This is a genomic window from Microbacterium sp. Bi128 (assembly GCF_918698205.1).
In genome coordinates this window covers 40,055-57,534 of record NZ_CAKKMM010000001.1, presented here as the reverse complement: position 1 = coordinate 57,534, position 17,480 = coordinate 40,055, and the positions used below count along the sequence as shown (strand labels likewise).

General features: G+C 64.9%; 17 protein-coding genes. 14 read left to right on the top strand and 3 right to left on the bottom strand.

The window, feature by feature from the left end; genetic code table 11:
• Nucleotides 1-400 precede the first annotated feature (400 nt).
• The 6 genes from rpsL to LQV45_RS00305 all read left to right on the top strand — a co-directional run bounded on the left by rpsL (nucleotide 401) and on the right by LQV45_RS00305 (nucleotide 7,175).
• Nucleotides 401-769, top strand: coding sequence for a 30S ribosomal protein S12 (rpsL, locus tag LQV45_RS00330; RefSeq protein ID WP_013584051.1), 369 nt, complete (start codon nucleotides 401-403; stop codon nucleotides 767-769).
• A 5-nt stretch (nucleotides 770-774) separates the two neighbouring features.
• Nucleotides 775-1,245: a 30S ribosomal protein S7 gene (gene rpsG, locus LQV45_RS00325; RefSeq protein ID WP_022878284.1), complete on the top strand. Its 471-nt coding sequence runs from the start codon at nucleotides 775-777 to the stop codon at nucleotides 1,243-1,245.
• 86 nt (nucleotides 1,246-1,331) lie between these two features.
• Nucleotides 1,332-3,446 (top strand): elongation factor G, encoded by a 2,115-nt coding sequence (gene fusA / locus LQV45_RS00320; RefSeq protein WP_138176932.1) that lies wholly within the window; start codon nucleotides 1,332-1,334, stop codon nucleotides 3,444-3,446.
• Between the two features lie 159 nt (nucleotides 3,447-3,605).
• A complete protein-coding gene (gene tuf / locus LQV45_RS00315; RefSeq protein ID WP_077050668.1) occupies nucleotides 3,606-4,799 on the top strand; it encodes an elongation factor Tu in 1,194 nt (397 codons plus the stop codon).
• A 108-nt stretch (nucleotides 4,800-4,907) separates the two neighbouring features.
• On the top strand, nucleotides 4,908-5,192 hold the full coding sequence (locus tag LQV45_RS00310) for a hypothetical protein (protein WP_230005213.1): 285 nt from the start codon (nucleotides 4,908-4,910) through the stop codon (nucleotides 5,190-5,192).
• 66 nt (nucleotides 5,193-5,258) lie between these two features.
• Nucleotides 5,259-7,175: a DUF4012 domain-containing protein gene (locus tag LQV45_RS00305; RefSeq protein WP_230005212.1), complete on the top strand. Its 1,917-nt coding sequence runs from the start codon at nucleotides 5,259-5,261 to the stop codon at nucleotides 7,173-7,175.
• A 68-nt stretch (nucleotides 7,176-7,243) separates the two neighbouring features.
• Here the strand turns inward: LQV45_RS00305 and lepB are convergent, their stop codons facing one another.
• Nucleotides 7,244-7,963 carry a signal peptidase I gene (gene lepB, locus LQV45_RS00300; RefSeq protein ID WP_230005211.1) on the bottom strand — a complete coding sequence of 240 codons (720 nt, stop codon included), beginning with the start codon at nucleotides 7,961-7,963 and terminating at the stop codon, nucleotides 7,244-7,246.
• Nucleotides 7,960-9,030 (bottom strand): hypothetical protein, encoded by a 1,071-nt coding sequence (locus LQV45_RS00295; RefSeq protein ID WP_230005210.1) that lies wholly within the window; start codon nucleotides 9,028-9,030, stop codon nucleotides 7,960-7,962. The genes lepB and LQV45_RS00295 overlap by 4 nt, the downstream gene beginning before the upstream one ends.
• A gap of 151 nt (nucleotides 9,031-9,181) precedes the next feature.
• On the opposite strand from LQV45_RS00295, the gene LQV45_RS00290 reads away from it, so the two are divergent.
• Nucleotides 9,182-10,090, top strand: coding sequence for a PqqD family protein (locus LQV45_RS00290; protein ID WP_230005209.1), 909 nt, complete (start codon nucleotides 9,182-9,184; stop codon nucleotides 10,088-10,090).
• Here the strand turns inward: LQV45_RS00290 and LQV45_RS00285 are convergent.
• Nucleotides 10,061-11,011, bottom strand: a complete 951-nt coding sequence (locus tag LQV45_RS00285; protein WP_230005208.1) for a nucleotidyltransferase family protein — start codon at nucleotides 11,009-11,011, stop codon at nucleotides 10,061-10,063. The genes LQV45_RS00290 and LQV45_RS00285 overlap by 30 nt on opposite strands.
• A gap of 149 nt (nucleotides 11,012-11,160) precedes the next feature.
• Here LQV45_RS00285 and LQV45_RS00280 point away from each other — a divergent pair, with 149 nt between their 5' ends.
• The 7 genes from LQV45_RS00280 (at nucleotide 11,161) to LQV45_RS35845 (ending at nucleotide 17,340) form a co-directional block, all read left to right on the top strand.
• Nucleotides 11,161-12,258 carry a glycosyltransferase gene (locus LQV45_RS00280; RefSeq protein WP_230005207.1) on the top strand — a complete coding sequence of 366 codons (1,098 nt, stop codon included), beginning with the start codon at nucleotides 11,161-11,163 and terminating at the stop codon, nucleotides 12,256-12,258.
• Entirely contained in the window at nucleotides 12,255-12,719 is a 465-nt protein-coding gene (locus tag LQV45_RS00275; RefSeq protein WP_171024351.1) for a polysaccharide biosynthesis protein, read from the top strand. Before LQV45_RS00280 ends, LQV45_RS00275 begins: the two co-directional genes overlap by 4 nt.
• Nucleotides 12,716-13,252 (top strand): glycosyltransferase, encoded by a 537-nt coding sequence (locus LQV45_RS00270; RefSeq protein WP_230005205.1) that lies wholly within the window; start codon nucleotides 12,716-12,718, stop codon nucleotides 13,250-13,252. The genes LQV45_RS00275 and LQV45_RS00270 overlap by 4 nt, the downstream gene beginning before the upstream one ends.
• Complete coding sequence (locus LQV45_RS00265) at nucleotides 13,249-14,550, top strand: oligosaccharide flippase family protein (RefSeq protein WP_230005203.1); 1,302 nt, start codon at nucleotides 13,249-13,251, stop codon at nucleotides 14,548-14,550. Before LQV45_RS00270 ends, LQV45_RS00265 begins: the two co-directional genes overlap by 4 nt.
• Before the next feature lie 120 nt (nucleotides 14,551-14,670).
• Complete coding sequence (locus tag LQV45_RS00260) at nucleotides 14,671-15,501, top strand: hypothetical protein (RefSeq protein ID WP_230005201.1); 831 nt, start codon at nucleotides 14,671-14,673, stop codon at nucleotides 15,499-15,501.
• 11 nt (nucleotides 15,502-15,512) lie between these two features.
• Nucleotides 15,513-16,847: a hypothetical protein gene (locus tag LQV45_RS00255; protein WP_230005200.1), complete on the top strand. Its 1,335-nt coding sequence runs from the start codon at nucleotides 15,513-15,515 to the stop codon at nucleotides 16,845-16,847.
• Nucleotides 16,795-17,340 (top strand): serine O-acetyltransferase, encoded by a 546-nt coding sequence (locus tag LQV45_RS35845; RefSeq protein ID WP_374208114.1) that lies wholly within the window; start codon nucleotides 16,795-16,797, stop codon nucleotides 17,338-17,340. Before LQV45_RS00255 ends, LQV45_RS35845 begins: the two co-directional genes overlap by 53 nt.
• Nucleotides 17,341-17,480 lie beyond the last annotated feature (140 nt).

Sequence of the window (17,480 nt, the reverse complement as noted above, 5' to 3'; positions counted from 1 at the left end):
CCTCGATTGACCCGACGCGGTCGTACGCGGGGTTTCCTTCTGCTGGCGGCGATCGTCGTCGTCGCCTCCGCGGCCGCCGTCGCGCTGTTCCTGCTGATGGGCTGAGCATCGGGTCGGCCACGTTTGCCCGCACCCTCTCGGGCGCGTATCATTGAGCGGGTGTGCGTTCACGCGCGCCGTGCGTCATGCCCTCGGGCCGGCGGCACGGAACAACGCTCGCACCATCTCAGGGAATGACCTGCGAACAGGTCACCCCCACGGCATATCCACCACTACCGCGTCCGATCATTCTGACGTGCGGCGGATCACACGTGAGCCCGACACGTCACGAATCGCAAGATGCGCGAGGTCTCGGGGGAGACACGACGCTGTCACCGTGCAGCACAAACAAGGAGAGAACGTGCCAACCATTCAGCAGTTGGTTCGCAAGGGCCGCTCGCCGAAGGTCTCGAAGACCAAGGCTCCCGCGCTGAAGTCGAACCCCCAGCAGGCCGGCGTGTGCACCCGCGTGTACACCACGACCCCCAAGAAGCCGAACTCGGCGATGCGCAAGGTCGCCCGCGTGAAGCTGCGCAACGGCACCGAGGTCACCGCCTACATCCCCGGTGAGGGTCACAACCTGCAGGAGCACTCGCTCGTGCTCGTCCGCGGTGGTCGTGTGAAGGACCTCCCCGGTGTCCGTTACAAGATCGTCCGCGGTGCGCTCGACACCCAGGCTGTCAAGAACCGTAAGCAGGCTCGCAGCCGCTACGGCGCGAAGAAGGGCTGAGAACCATGCCTCGTAAGGGTCCCGCCCCGAAGCGTCCCGTCGTCAACGACCCGGTGTACGGCGCTCCCGTCGTCACGCAGCTGGTCAACAAGATCCTGGTCGACGGCAAGAAGTCCCTCGCCGAGTCGATCGTCTACGACGCCCTCCGTGGTGTCGAGGCGAAGAACAGCCAGGACGCCGTCGCCACCCTCAAGAAGGCGCTCGACAACGTGCGCCCCACCCTCGAGGTCAAGAGCCGCCGCGTCGGTGGCTCGACCTACCAGGTGCCCGTCGAGGTCAAGCCGCACCGCGCGAACACCCTCGCGCTGCGTTGGCTCGTGAGCTACGCGAAGGGTCGTCGTGAGAAGACGATGACCGAGCGTCTGCAGAACGAGATCCTCGACGCCTCGAACGGCCTCGGTGCCGCGGTCAAGCGCCGCGAGGACACCCACAAGATGGCCGAGTCGAACCGCGCCTTCGCGCACTACCGCTGGTAAAACCCGCGGCGGGTCCGTGACCGCACCCCGGTCACGGACCCGCTGAGGGCCCGGCATCAACCTCCCAACAGGTAAGGAAGACACCCGTGGCACAAGACGTGCTCACCGACCTCCACAAGGTCCGCAACATCGGCATCATGGCGCACATCGATGCCGGCAAGACGACGACGACCGAGCGCATCCTGTTCTACACGGGCGTCAACCACAAGATCGGTGAGACGCACGACGGTGCCGCGACCACCGACTGGATGGAGCAGGAGCAGGAGCGTGGCATCACGATCACCTCCGCCGCCGTCACCTGCTTCTGGGACAAGAACCAGATCAACATCATCGACACCCCCGGACACGTCGACTTCACGGTCGAGGTCGAGCGTTCGCTCCGCGTGCTCGACGGTGCCGTCGCCGTCTTCGACGGCAAGGAGGGCGTCGAGCCCCAGTCCGAGACGGTGTGGCGTCAGGCCGACAAGTACGACGTCCCCCGCATCTGCTTCGTCAACAAGATGGACAAGCTGGGCGCCGACTTCTACTTCACGGTCGACACGATCGTCAACCGCCTGAAGGCCAAGCCGCTCGTCATCCAGCTCCCCATCGGTGCCGAGAACGACTTCGTCGGCGTCATCGACCTCGTCGAGATGCGCGCCCTGGTGTGGCCCGGCGATGCCAAGGGTGACGTGACCATGGGCGCGAAGTACGAGATCCAGGAGATCCCGGCCGACCTCGCCGACAAGGCCGCCGAGTACCGCCAGCAGCTGCTCGAGACCGTCGCCGAGTCCGACGACGCGCTCCTCGAGAAGTTCTTCGGTGGTGAGGAGCTCACGGTCGCCGAGATCAAGGGCGCCATCCGCAAGATGACGATCAACTCGGAGCTGTACCCGGTCCTCTGTGGCTCGGCGTTCAAGAACCGCGGCGTGCAGCCCATGCTCGACGCGGTCGTGGACTACCTCCCGTCGCCCCTGGACGTGCCCGCCATCGAGGCGCACGACCCCAAGGACGAAGAGATCGTCATCGAGCGTCACGCCGACCGTGAGGAGCCCTTCGCGGCGCTCGCGTTCAAGATCGTGACGCACCCGTTCTTCGGTCGCCTCACCTACATCCGCGTCTACTCGGGTCACCTCGACTCCGGCGCCCAGGTCGTCAACGCGACCAAGGGCAAGAAGGAGCGCATCGGGAAGATCTTCCAGATGCACGCCAACAAGGAGATGCCGGTCGACTCGGTCACCGCCGGTCACATCTATGCCGTCATCGGCCTCAAGGACACCACCACCGGTGACACCCTGTGCGACCCGGCCAACCAGGTCGTCCTCGAGTCGATGACGTTCCCGGAGCCGGTCATCGAGGTCGCCATCGAGCCCAAGACCAAGGCCGACCAGGAGAAGCTGGGTGTCGCCATCCAGAAGCTCGCGGAAGAGGACCCGACGTTCCGCGTCGAGCAGAACTCCGAGACCGGCCAGACGGTCATCAAGGGCATGGGCGAGCTGCACCTCGACATCCTCGTGGACCGCATGAAGCGCGAGTTCAAGGTCGAGGCCAACGTCGGAAAGCCGCAGGTGGCCTACCGCGAGACGATCCGCAAGTCGGTCGACCGCCACGACTACACCCACAAGAAGCAGACCGGTGGTTCGGGTCAGTTCGCGAAGATCCAGTTCGCGCTCGAGCCCCTCGAGGTCACGGCCGACAAGACCTACGAGTTCGAGAACAAGGTCACCGGTGGTCGTATCCCGCGCGAGTACATCTCGCCGACCGACCAGGGCTTCCAGGACGCCATGAACGTCGGCGTGCTCGCCGGCTACCCCATGGTGGGTGTCAAGGCGATCCTGCTCGACGGTGCCTCGCACGACGTCGACTCCTCGGAGATGGCGTTCAAGATCGCCGGTTCGATGGGCTTCAAGGAGGCCGTCCGCAAGGCGAACCCCACGATCCTCGAGCCGATCATGGCCGTCGAGGTCCGTACTCCCGAGGAGTACATGGGTGACGTCATCGGTGACCTGAACTCCCGTCGTGGCCAGATCCAGTCGATGGAAGACGCCGCCGGCGTCAAGGTCGTCCGGGCCAACGTGCCGCTGTCGGAGATGTTCGGCTACATCGGTGACCTGCGCTCGAAGACCTCGGGTCGCGCCGTCTACTCGATGGAGTTCGACAGCTACGCCGATGTCCCGAAGGCCGTGGCCGACGAGATCATCCAGAAGAACAAGGGCGAGTAACACCGCTCTCACGGATGCCGGGAGCTCGTGCCCCGGCCGGGTTCCCGGCATCCGCTCAAACTCAATACCGACTCTCTAGTAACCTGAGAACCATCCCCGTAGAGAACCGGTCGCAATCCAGCGCCCGTGACTCTGCACGACCGTCCTGAGGAGGACCCAGTGGCTAAGGCCAAGTTCGAGCGGACCAAGCCGCACGTGAACATCGGAACGATCGGTCACGTCGACCACGGCAAGACCACGCTCACCGCTGCCATCTCGAAGGTGCTCGCCGACAAGTTCCCGTCGGCCACCAACGTTCAGCGTGACTTCGCGTCGATCGACTCGGCGCCGGAAGAGCGCCAGCGCGGTATCACCATCAACATCTCGCACGTCGAGTACGAGACCCCGAAGCGTCACTACGCTCACGTCGACGCGCCCGGTCACGCCGACTACATCAAGAACATGATCACCGGTGCCGCTCAGATGGACGGCGCGATCCTCGTGGTCGCGGCGACCGACGGCCCGATGGCCCAGACGCGTGAGCACGTGCTGCTCGCCAAGCAGGTCGGCGTCCCCTACCTGCTGGTCGCGCTGAACAAGGCCGACATGGTCGACGACGAGGAGATCCTGGAGCTCGTCGAGCTCGAGGTGCGCGAGCTCCTCTCCTCGCAGGACTTCGATGGCGACAACGCCCCCGTCGTGCGCGTCTCGGGCCTCAAGGCTCTCGAGGGTGACGAGCAGTGGGTCAACTCGATCGTCGAGCTCATGGAGGCCGTCGACGAGTCCATCCCCGACCCGGTGCGTGACAAGGACAAGCCGTTCCTCATGCCCATCGAGGACGTCTTCACCATCACCGGTCGTGGAACGGTCGTCACGGGTCGCGCCGAGCGCGGTACCCTCGCGATCAACTCCGAGGTCGAGATCGTCGGCATCCGCCCGACGCAGAAGACCACGGTCACGGGTATCGAGATGTTCCACAAGCAGCTCGACGAGGCCTGGGCCGGCGAGAACTGTGGTCTGCTCCTGCGCGGCACCAAGCGTGACGACGTCGAGCGCGGCCAGGTCGTCGTGAAGCCCGGTTCGGTCACCCCGCACACCAACTTCGAGGGCACGGCGTACATCCTGTCCAAGGAAGAGGGCGGCCGCCACAACCCGTTCTTCACGAACTACCGCCCGCAGTTCTACTTCCGTACCACGGACGTGACCGGCGTCATCACGCTGCCCGAGGGCACCGAGATGGTCATGCCCGGTGACACCACCGAGATGTCGGTCGAGCTCATCCAGCCGATCGCCATGGAAGAGGGCCTCGGCTACGCGATCCGTGAGGGTGGCCGCACCGTCGGTGCCGGTACCGTCACCAAGATCCTCAAGTAAGTCCTCTTCGGACTGACCGGCAAGGGCCGGGCCTTCGGGCCCGGCCCTTCGTCGTGCGTGGGGGTCGCCCTTCGGGGCCGTGCGATGTCGCCGGGTAGAGTCGCTCGGGTGAAGCCGCTCTCCCGCATCCTCGGCGTCGTGTCCCTCCTGCTCGCGATCGCGGCGGCCGGGGTGCCGGCGATCGGTGCGCTGCTGCTCCTCCAGGCCGATTCCGCCACGATCGTCGACCGGGCGCCGCTGCTCGGCCTGACGGTCGCCGGGGTCGGGGTGGTGCTGGCCGTCGTCGGGTACCTCGTCGGCCGCCGGCCGGGCACGACGGCCCTGCCCATCATCGGTGGGCTCAGCTCGGTCTTCGTCGGGATCGGCTTCGCGCTGGCGCCCCTCTTCGTGTGAGAGATCGCGATGCCGATGGGCGGGCGAACAGAAGCCGTCCAGGTCGTCTGACCTAGGATTCACCGCATGGGTGAGAACCTCCGTCGGGATGCCAGGAACAGTGCGTCGTCGAGTCCGCGCGACGACGCCGAGTCCTCCGCCCTCGCGGCGGAGCACGGCGCGGACACCACCGAGGGGACGGGGGCGACGTCGCGTCGTCGGCGCGCGTGGCCCTGGGTCGTGGGAGGAGTGCTGGGTGTCCTCGGCGGAACGGTCGCGGTGGTCGGCGTCTTGGGCGCCACCCTGACCGTCCAGGCCGTGGAGGTGCGCGAAGACCTCTTGGCCTCGAAGGCCGTCCTCGGAAAGCTCACGTCCCTCGTCGAGGCGAAGGACGAGGCAGGCCTCCAGGCGGCCGCGGAAGACGTGAGCGTGCGCACAGCCCGCGCAGCCGCGACTGTGCAGGGGCCCCTGTGGCAGATGGCATCCGACGTCCCCGTCGTCGGGGCGAACATCGATGCCGTCTCGCGCGTGACCCGGGCGGTCGACATCCTCGTGCGCGACGCGTTGCCGCCCGGGATGCAGATGATCGCCGACCTCGACATCAAGAAGCTCGCGCTCGAGGGCGGCGGGTTCGATCTTCAGCCGTTCCAGCAAGCGCAGGCGTCGATCCCCGCCGTGTCGCAGGCGTTCGCGGCCGCGAAGGCCGAGACGGACGGCATCCGGTCGGATCAGCTCCTCGGACCCGTCGCGGGACCGGTGGGCGAGATCCGCGACGTCATCGATCGGACGGCCCCGACCCTCGACGTCGTGAACCGGTACCTGCCGACCCTGCTGAGCATGGCGGGCGGCGAGGGGAGCAAGACGTATCTCATCGTCTTTCAGAACAACGCCGAGATCCGGGCCACCGGCGGAAACCCGGCGGCGAGCATCATCATGAAGGTCGACCAGGGCAAGTTCGAGCTGCTGGACCAGGCGAGTTCGGCGACGTTCTACGAGGAAGGCACCGCGGGAGAGCAGTTCAGCGACATCCCCGCGGAGACGCTCGGTCTGTATCCGTCCACGTTCGCGCGCTACTCGCAGGACTACACGATGACGCCGAGCTACCCGACGACCGTGCAGCTCTTCCAAGACCTGTGGAGCAGGACGAACGGCGAACGGTTCGACGGGGTGATCTCCATCGATCCGGTCGTGCTGTCGCACATGCTCGCGGTCGCGGGTCCCGTGGACGTCGCGGGCGAGCAGATCACCGGCGACAACGCCGTGAAGGTGCTGCTCAGCGACGCATACGAGCGGTTCCCCTCCGGTCGCGACTCGGATGTGTTCTTCTCCGAGGTTTCGCGGGCCGTCTTCAGCCACCTGACCTCGGGCGCGTGGGATCCGGCGAAGATGCTGGACGCGCTCAGCACCTCGGCGCAGGAGCAGCGTCTGCTGTTGTCGTTCACGGACGAGGAGGCGCAGCGACTCTCGAGGGAGCTCGGGTTGGACGGCGCTCTGCGCACGGAGAACACCGAGGCCACGCAGGTGGGGACCTACCTCAACGACTACTCGGTCGGGAAGCTCGAGTACCACCTCGGCCAATCGGTCGCGGCCACGTGCGACGCCACCGCGCGAACGATCACGACGACGACGACGTTGACGAACTCGATCCCCGACAGTATCCAGAGCAAGTACACGCTCGGCGCCCGGAACGGCAACTTCGGTCTGCCCCGGACGTCGATGATGCTGGACGTGCTGTTCTTCGCGCCGCCGGGCGGTCAGGTGATCGCGACGGAACCCGCGACGAGCGAGGAGTCCGGCTTCGACCGTTCCGGATCCCAGGACGGCAACAGCGCGCTGAGCCGGCTCGTGGTGGTCCCTCAGGGGCAGTCGCGGACGGTGTCGTCGACCGTCCAGCTGCCCGAGGGTCCGCTCGGTCCACTGCAGCTGCGGCACACGCCCACGGCGTCGGAGACTCCGGTCACGGTCGACGCGTCCTGCGGTGCGCTGTTCGCCGCAGCGGGCTGAGAGGCGCTGCGGACGACCGCGCCGCAGGGTCGTGGCATCCGGGGCCGCGTCCTCCGCAGACGGCGCGTTCAGCCGCCGTCGGAGAACAGGCGGAGGCGGTCGAGCGGCCACACGATCGAGACGACTTTCCCGAGCATGTCCCCGCGGGGGACGAAGCGCGCGCACCCGGCCGACGCAGAGGGAATTCCTCGGCAGGCGATCACCGAATCAGCGGAATTCGCCCGATTGTCGCCCATCACGAGGAACTCTCCGTCGGGAACGGTGATCGGTCCGAAGCAGCGGGGCGACAGGGGGGTGGTGGTGCAGTCGCTCACCCCGGGGGTGAAGGGAAGATCGTTCACGACGTACTCTTCGGCGAGAGGGATGCCATTCACCTCGACCGCGCCCTGGTCGGTGCAGCAGCGGACGGTCGACCCCGGTTCGCCGACGATGCGCTTGACGAGCGCATCGTGATTGCTCGGGCCGAACCCGACGATGTCGCCGACCCACCCGACCGCGATGCGGAGAGGGCTGCGCTCCGCAGTCGGGCCCCAGCTCTCCGGGCGTGAGAACACCGCGATGTCGCCGGCCCCGGGAGCGGAGACGGAGTAGGCGATGCGGCTCGCGAGGATGCGGTCACCGGTCTCCAGGGTGGGGGACATGGACTCGGACGGGACCTGGAACGGCTTAATCACGAAACCCTGCACGAGTGCGAGCAGGAGGAGAGCCAGCGCGAGATGCGTGAGGGGGGAACGACGGACGCGTCGCCAGCGGGTCGGCCGGACCGTGGTGTCGGCGGAGGAGGTCATGCGGGCGAGACGAAGCCGTGGGTGCGGAGCTCGTCGAGCGTCTGGGCGATCAGCTCCGCGGCCGCGCCGTCGGCCGGGGCGCCGAACGCGGTGATCGCCGCCGCCGTGATCTGCTCGGACGTCGCGCCCTCGAGGCACATTCTCCAGACGAGACAGCCGCGGTGGTCGAGGGCGGTGACGACGCCATCGCGAAGGATGCATGCGCGGCCCTCGACCAGGATCGCGTCGTCGACCTCGGCGCAGCGCCAGGGGCCCGTCTGCGCAGGGCGCGGCGCCACCGACCACTCCTGAGCGGCGGCGGGCTGCGATGCGAACATCGCCGTCACCATCTCGGGCAGCTCAGCGGCATCCCGGTAGACGAGCCGCGTGACGGCACCCACCTGATCGACGATTCGCGCGACGTACTGCAGGGGGGAGGGGAGCTCGGGCAGATAGCTGATCTGCGGGGTCAGCTCGCAGATGGCGTCGATGAGATCGACGGTCCGAAGACCGGGGTCGTCCGTGTCGGGCTGTCGGTCCAGGAGGGTGATGCCGGCCAGACGCAAGGGCGCATCGGGGAGCGGCCGCAGGCCCAGGTCGCTCGGAGCGATCTGCTGCTTGAACGGCTTTCCGTCGACGATCACCGACAGCGGCTTGCGGTACGGCCACACGGCCAGGTCGAGGTCGACTGCGACGCTCTCGTCGCTGACATACCCGAAGTGCCGGCCGAGGTGGGTCGCGGCGGTCGTCTTACCGCGCCCGGAGGGACCGACCAGCGCGAGGACGCGTCCATCGTCTGCGGTGACACCCGCGGCGTGGAGGAGGAGCCGAGTACCCCGGAGTGCATCCAGGGCGGCGAGGGTGACCTGGGTGGAGAGGTCGGAGAGGCCGCGAGCGAGGTCGGAGAACATCGTCTCGGAGACCTCGAGCGTGCGAAGGGGGCCGCCCACGCCGGTCGGGACGAGGCAGTCCCGCCATACTGTTGCAATCAATCCCCGAGTCTCTTCCGGGAGCTGGCCAGCACCCGTAAGCCGGAACTGCGCCCCGAGGGCATCGATCGAGGGAGGATCGGGCGTGGCGAACTGCATTGTCCCAGTCTCCTCTGCCGTCGGCCCCCACTGTTCTGTTTGGAACAGGACTACGGGTCCGGCTCATGATACCGAGGGCCTGACCCCGGCCGTCACGGCACGGATGGCAGTATCGAAAGGGATGAGACGACGGAGGAAGGACGGAACACCGGTGACGCACGAAACCCTGCGGGAGCACATCTGGCTTGTTCGGGGCGCGCTACGGGACGTCGAGACCGGTGAACTCGTCTTGGTCGTCGGCGGGACGGAAGCGGAGGGGAGGCAGATCGCCGTTGATCGTGCCGGGCGTGTTGACTCCAACGGACGGCTGCGAGAACTTTCCGGCGTAGCCTTCGTTGCCGAAGACAGCTCCCTCGGTGGCGCCGAGGCGATCCACAGGGCCTTCGAGTCGACCGTCCGGGGAGCCGATCGCCCCGGGCTCTTGTCTTTTCTGCGCGCGATGATTGACGAGCAAATGCCGATGGGACCGAAGATCGGGCTCGTCGTTTTCTCGGCCGCCCCGGCTCGCGTTCCCTGGAACGGCGGGTTAGACCTTTCTCGGCGTTCCACTTCCGCGCGGCCGGACGGGCTGTGGCGCGGAGGCGTGAAGGAAGCAGTGCGGGCCGCGACCTCAGTAGTCGTTCTCACGCAGGACAATCGACTCGTTATCCTGGCTGATGACCTCCTGACGGTCTGGTGCCGGCTGAATGGAACACCCGGGGACGAGCTCGCCCGGTCGTTGGGCTTCGCACCGACTCGGCTGAATCACGCTGTTCGGTCGCTCCGCGAGCTTGGTGTGATGGCCGCCGAGGCGCAATGGAGCCTCGGCGATGACGTCGTATGTGCGACGACCGACCAAGCTGAGGTCTATCTCGCCCGTCGCGGGTCAATGGAACCCCCCGTGGTGCTGGACGGCTGGGGAGCGGCCATCTGGTCGATCGTCGCGGAGAGCGGGCCGATCTCCGCGGCACAGATCGTCGCGCGACTGAGTGAGGAAGCGGAGTCTCTGCACGACGACATCGCAAACGACGTGGAGGCGTTCCTCGTAGATCTAGGTCAGCGGGGTCTGGTTCGTTGCTGAGGATGCGGAGTCTTCTCTCCGGCTGAAGCGACCCATTCTTCGCGCATAGGACACCATTCGAGGAATAGCGGCGACGCCACCCTTCCAGCGTCGCGCGTACGCAAGGAAGAGGCCCCAACGGCCAGGACCCACCTCGTGGAAAAGGCGGAACGTCTTCTCGGGAGGGAAGACTGCGCGCCATACCACGACGAATCGTACCCACCCGCGGGCGCGGACCAGTTCGGAAACATGGGCGAGATCGCCGTGCGGCGCATCGGAGATCGCGAGATCCCATTCCGCGAGAAGTCGCTTTTCCTCGCGGCCCGGGGGCGCGAACTGCCACCCCCACGATCCGAGGCGCTCGCGAAGGGGCTGCGCTGCCCCGAGCGTCACCGCTCGCTCTCGAAGACTCAGGAAGGCCTCGGGGGGCATGTTCCGAGCCCCTTCCTCGAGTTGCTCCAGCTGGGCGACATTGCCATCGCGGAGAGAATGGAGCATCGCGAGGAGCCAGTGATCGGCGGTTTGGGGGACGGGGCACCATTGTCCACCCAACTCGACGAACTCTCTTGCGGCCCAGATCTCGTCGAAAAGGTGCGTCGGCGGGGCGAAGAAGCCGGGGTAGCACCGGTGGACGTCCAACGCGATCGGCCAGCCCGGCCCGTTGAGGGTGACCGAGTGAACCGTGAAAACGCTGGCCGGCCCGGTGAGGGGCGCAAGCACCTTCTCGTCGCGGTCGTACCAGCCGCGCGACTTCATCTCAGTGACGAATATCTCGAAGTCTGCCGGTGCCACCCAGATGTCGACGTCGCCGGAAGTACGGGGAGGGCGTAGACCCTGGATGGAGAGGCCCTGTCCCTTGATGATGAGAGCGCGAGATCCGACTTCGCGAGCGACGCCCAGAACGACGGCGGGAAGCAGCTCGACGGCTTCGGCGGTCCGCAACTCCGGCACGCTAAGAGCCCTTCGTCCGCCGTACGCAATCGAGTCCGTTATGTCATTAGACGGACACACATGAATGGTACCGTCTCATCCGCGGCCTAGCCCGATGACCTATCTGGCACCGCACGCGATCACCCGGGGGTATCCACTACATGGCGAGGATCATCTTCCTCCAACCGCACCTAAGGTTCGGCGGCGCGGAACGTCAGACGGTCATCGTAGCCAACTACTTGGCGAGTCAAGGCCACGAGATCCACGTCATCCTCCATCGCGGCGGGCAGGGGCTCGCGTCCGAGATCTCAGATGGCGTGATCGTTCACGATCTCGGGCTCGAGAGCCACCTGGCTACTGCGGACGTCGCTCGTCGTCTTTATGTCGTCCTGCGGCGCATCCCACCCGCACTCGTGATCGTCAAGCTGTGGTCGAGCATCTTGGCCTGCGCCATGGTCGATGGTCTTCCGGGCGCGCGCCACCATGTCTACAACTACTGCGAGGACCTCGACCCGACTGATCACGCCGAGTACATCCGCTTCGGCCGTGCCAAGCAGAACCTCATCGGTTGGATCTTCAATCACCGCGAGCACATCAGCGCCAACACGCAGACCGTGGCGGACTCGATGGTGGACGTCTACCGCCTCCGGACGCGGCCGGCGATCATTCCGAGCACCGTCGATATCGCCAAGACCAACGATCTCGTTGCGTCCGCCTCGGTGGACTTCGGGTCTGGCCAGCACATCGTGTCGGTCAGCAGCCTGATTCGTCGGAAGGGCTTGGACATCACCCGCGATGCGTTGCTCTCCATCGATCGCCCGTTGCACTGGCACATTGTCGGCGAAGGGCCGTTGCGTGAGGAACTCGACGCGTTCCACGACCCGCGCGGGCTCTTGACTATCACGGCGCACGGCGGGCACAGCAACCCGTACCCGTTCATGGCCGCGGCCGATGTCCTCGTCCACAGCGCGCGAAGCGAAGCGTGGGGCATCGTGCTCCTGGAATCCATGGCGGTGGGCACGCCTGTCCTCGCGGCCGACGCCATCGGGCCGGACGAGATGCATCGCGCTCTGGGGGACCGCGACGACATCATGCGCACTTATCCGGTCGGCGATTCCGCTGCCCTGGCCGATGGAGTGGTCGACATGCTCGACGGCGCCGTCGCACCGGCCGAGGAGATGATCGATTACATCCGCCCCTTCTCGATGCAGAGCGCTGCGGACATGTGGGTACAGCGGGCGGAGAGGCTCAGCTCGTGACCACATCTACGCGTGTCCTGTTCGTGTGCAGCAGCGGCGGTCACCTCGACCAGCTGCTTGCTCTTCTACCCCAGCCCGAGGGCGTGGATATCGCGATCGCCACGTTCCTGAAGCCCGACGCGGCCAGCAAGATCAGCGGAATGAGGTCCTACGGCCTGTACTGGCCGACGAATCGAAGCGTCAAGGCGTTGCTCATCAATCTCAAGCGAGCGTTCTCGGTGCTGAGACGAGAGCGCCCAGAGATCATCGTGAGCAGTGGGGCGGCGGCGGCGGTCCCCTTTTTCTTCGCCGGGAAGCTCTTCTTCGATACGAAGAACGTATTCATCGAGTGCTTCGATCGCGTCGACAACGCCACGATGACCGCCAGGCTGACGAAGCCGGTCACGGATCTTTATGTGTGCCAGTGGGATACGCAGCTGACGGACTACCCGCATCGGGAACAGGTGACGAGAAGCCGATGAACATTTACGTCTCCGTCGGAACCCATGAGCAACCGTTCCAGCGCTTGCTCGACGCCGTCGCTCTTGCCGTTGACGAGGCGGGAGACCACCACTACATCGTCCAGTACGGCGTCGGGGAGTGGTCTGCGATTTCCGATCGCGTCGAGCGTGCGGTCGACTATCTTACGCCTCAGGGCGTCGCCGAGTCGCTGGAGTGGGCCGACATCTTCATATCGCAGGCCAGTCCCGGCAATGTCTTTGGCTCCCTGGATGCTGGTGTGTGGCCGTTGGTCCTCGGTCGGCGTCACGCGAACGCCGAGCACGTCGACGATCATCAAGTGCGATTCGCCTCGGTACTGGAAGAGATGGGGCTGGCGACCGACATCCACGACGCTGGCACACTCGCCCAGAAGATCGCCGAGGCGGCTACCGTCGATCCCGAGGAACGCCGGGCACGGATCGCGGATGTCATGCGGTCGAGCGAGGCGCGCCGAGAGATGTTCCGCGAGCAGACGTGGTCGTTGATCCTTGGATTGCGTGGCGCGCGCGCGTGAGCGGCTCGCACGCCCGCCATGTGGCGCTGTCCATCCTGGGCAATGGATTTCCGCCGATAGCCGTCCTCGTCACGGCGCCGATTCTGGCGCGCGCGCTCGATGTCGACGGGCGAGGAGATCTCGCGGCCGCGACGGCGCCGTTCATGCTGGCGGTCGCCATCGCGACGCTGGGCCTGCCTGATGCAGTTACGAACGTCCTCGCCCGGAGATCGTACCTCCGACGCGTGACGTGGCTCGCGCTGGTGTCGTCCCTGCTGGGCACGGGGATGCTCTCCGTAGTGATCGTGTGGCTGGCCTCCCCTATCCTCACGCAAGGCGGTTCGTCCGGGCTCGCTACGCTGATGACCATCGCGACAGTGGCAACGATCCCGGGCCTCTTGGTCGCGTTGTTGCGCGGGACAGCCGCTGGGCTGCACATGTGGGGAGTTGTCGCAACGGAGCGCGTTCTGAACGGCAGCCTGCGCATCGCCGGAATCGTCGGCTTCGCTCTCGCGGGCCAGCTCACGCTTTTTACTGCCACGCTCGTCACCGTGCTCGGTCCAGTTCTTGCCGGTTTCGCCTACGTGCGACTCATCGGGGCGAAGCCGAGTTTGGCTCGTACCTCTCGACCCACATCCTCCCGTCGTACGTTCGCGTATGGGACGAAGGCGTGGCTCGGATCGGTTGCGGGGGTGCTGCTCATGCGCATCGATCAGCTCCTGATCCTCCCCCTGGGAGGTGCGGCGCAGCTGGGTCTCTATGCGGTCGCTGTCAACGTGAGCGAAGTGCCGCTGATCATCAACTCCGCGACGCGAGAGGTTATGTTCTCCAGCGACGCCGCGCAACGGGACAATGCTCGGGCGGGTCTGGCCGCTCGAGCGACCTTCATCGCCTGTCTGCTCTGTGCCATCGTCGTTCTCGCGCCGATCGGGTGGTGGCTCCCGCTCGTTTTCGGCGTCGAGTTCTCGGGGGCTATCCCCATCGCCTTGGTTGCGGCCCTCGCGGTCGTCGTTGGCGTGCCGGGCTCCATCGCGGGCGCGACGCTGAGTGCGCGAGGGCGCCCAGAGCTGCGCAGCTACAGCATCCTCGTCGCCTGCGCACTCAACGTCGTTTTGCTTTTCGTTCTGGTTCCGCCGCTGGGCGGGGTTGGTGCGGCGCTCGCGACGCTGGCGGGTAACCTCGTATCCAGCAATATGTGCATCGCCTTTACTATCAGGAATCACCAGTTCAGTTGGGCAGACTTCTATCGGATTCGTCCGAGCGATTTCAGGTCACTAGCGCGAGCGGGCGCCCGACTGTTGCGGCGAGCATCCGAATGACCGGAAAGTTCATCCAAAGGGTTAGATATGCATAGAGGATTGCAGCGATACAGTGACCTGCTGGCGCGAATGTTGCAGTACGCTCTCGGTTCTGTGACGAACAGGTTCAGTCGACGCCCCGTGACTGGGGATGCGAATGTCGCTATCAGCCTGACGTCACACGGGCGCCGGCTGCGGACGGTCCATCACGCGATTGAGAGCATCGCTGCTGGTGAAGTACGCCCGGGTCGGCTGATCTTGGCTTTGGACAGCGCTCAGGATCGCCAGGCAGCTGATGGCCTGAAGACGCTCCGACGGTTGAGGCGTCGCGGTCTCGAAGTTATCGAAGCGCCAAAGATGGGGCCACATGCAAAGTACTTCCCCTACGTGAATTCGATCGACGATCACACGGTGCCGCTAGTCACGGCAGACGACGATATCGTGTATCCGCGGGATTGGTTGCGAGCTCTGTTGGCGGCTCATTCCGAGAACCCTTCGATCATTCACTGCTTCAGGGCGCACTCCTTTGGAATCAGTGGAGGTAGACCGTCGCTGTACGTGACGTGGGGGCCAGTGCTCACTAAGACAGCTAGTTATGGCACATTTTTAACCGGCGTGTCGGGGGTTATTTACCCACCTTCATTCTTGAATCATCTTCGCAAGGCCGGCGACGCGTTTCGGGAGGTTTCGCCGCAAGCGGATGATGTCTGGCTCCACGCGCAGGCAGTAAATGCGGAAATCCGAGTTTCCCAGATCAGCGATCGCCCCAGAACATTTCCTGTCTTGCTCGGAACCCAGATCTCTGCGTTGTGGCGCCATAACACGCGGGGGCATGATCGGGCGAACGACGCGGGTGTTCTACGTACACCAAATGACGACCAGATCGCGCAAACCTACAGCGATGCACTCGTCAGGCGTATCATCGACGACGGTGTCCTGCCCCCCGCGGGCGGGATCACGTCGAACCCGTAGGAGGCGCGACCATGGCTCAACTAGCCGTCTGGATGGTGGTGTGTGTAGCGATCGCCCTTACGCTACAGAGACGACCGATTCTCGTCCTTGGTGTAATCCTCGCCTTGCGGATTCTCATTCCCTCAACGGGCGGATGGGTCCTTATCGGCAACTGGCAGGGCAGCGCCGCCATTCATCCCGCGACGCTCTTGCTCCTAACCTGGGCGCCCTTCTTCTTCCTGTCCAACGTCCCCTCTGTGGCGGAGGAGTTGCGACGCCATAGGATCATTCACGGACTTCTGAGCCTCGCGGTCGTACTCTTTGCGGTTGTCGCGATTGTCCAGAGCGGGCCGACCTCGCTCATCGGGCTGACGAATTCGGTTCTAGCGGGAGTTTTGTTCTTCTTCTCCCTGCGCGTTTCGGAAATTTTGCGTCCCGGCACGATCACGAAGATTGCCAGAATCCTCATATCCCTGATGATCTTCGAGTCTCTTCTCGTCGTGTTTCAATGGATCACTGGTACGCTGCTCCCTTGGAGCGCCTTGCTCCAATTCGCTCTGGCAGTTCGGCCTCTCGGCACGTTCGACAGCCCCCTCGATCTGGGCTTGGCGGCCGCACTAGTAATTCCACTTCTCGTAGGCGTGCGAAGGGCTGTGCTCCGTTACGTTTTCGCGCTGATCCTCGCGGTCGCGGTCGTGCTCTCCGAGTCGCGCACGCCCACGATTTTTGCGGCTATCGGTCTACTATTTCTCGTCTTTGCCGCAATGAGGACTGTGCGTTCCTTCGTGACCATGATCGTTGTCGTCGGGCTCGGAAGCGCGCTGGTTTTCAATCTGCAGATTTTTTCAGGTCTGGCCGAGCGATTCACGGGAGATGACGGTAACTCCGCTGCGGCTCGAAGTGTGGCGACCGACTACATCATGCAGAACATCGGCTCTGTGCTGATACTCGGGAATGGCTGGGGCTCGAGCTACCAGCTCAAGGGGACGCTGCTCGAAACCAGCCTGGAAAATGGGTATGCGATACTTGCTTTCGATCTTGGAGGCGTCGGAGTCCTCTGTCTCCTGCTTGCGCAGGTACTTATCGTCCTGCGAAGGAAGGGATATCCTGGATCGTGGCTGGCGGCTGTGTTCGCCATTGCAGGGGGCTTTGCGTACTCGGGGATAACGACAATGAGCGCGATATCGATCGTTATGTGGACCGTCTTTGCGTCCCGCCTCCACTCCGACGTGCCTTTGCCCCAAGAGCAGGACGCTACGACGTATTCTGCGTCCCCCGAGGCTCTCCCAAAGCTTGACGAATCGGTATCTGTACGTGCGCGGCCAGTCCACGGGGATTCGGGGAGGATCGGACCGAGACGTATGTGACAGGACTATCGAACACCCCCCCGGATTTTGGTATTGTCGACATGTGAGTGCAGAACGCGGAGACTCGACCGGCGCATTGGCTGTGCGGCTCGTGTACGTTTCAACGAGGCTTGGACGTCTCGGGATCATTCCTCAGAACATCTTGCGGTTTGTGTTCGGAGTCGAGTTCCCTCCCTCTACCCGCGTCGGCACGGGGTTGGATTTGCGTCACGGCGCGAGAGGTCTGGTCGTGCACGATCGCAGTGTGATCGGGAACAACGTAGTACTGCACCACAACGTCACACTGGGTGCTCGTCGTTCGGGTGGCTCGGCACCGACCCTTGGTGACGGAGTTCATGTGGGTGCGGGTGCCGCGATTCTTGGGGAAGTAACGATCGGTGCGGGCGCGACGGTCGGGGCAGGAGCGATCGTATTGACGGACGTCCCGGCTGGAGCAATAGCAGTGGGCAACCCGGCTACGATCCGGACCGGAACGCGAGGGTTCGAGAGCTAACAGCAGTTCGGGGCACCGTCGGGCACCGTGGCAGTTGGAAGTCCTACAACCAAGTTCGGTCGAAGAGCTGTTATGTGGGCCGAGCTTGAATTTCTTGACAAGGGGTCACGCGCTCATGGCGTATCTGCGGAATGCGAAGC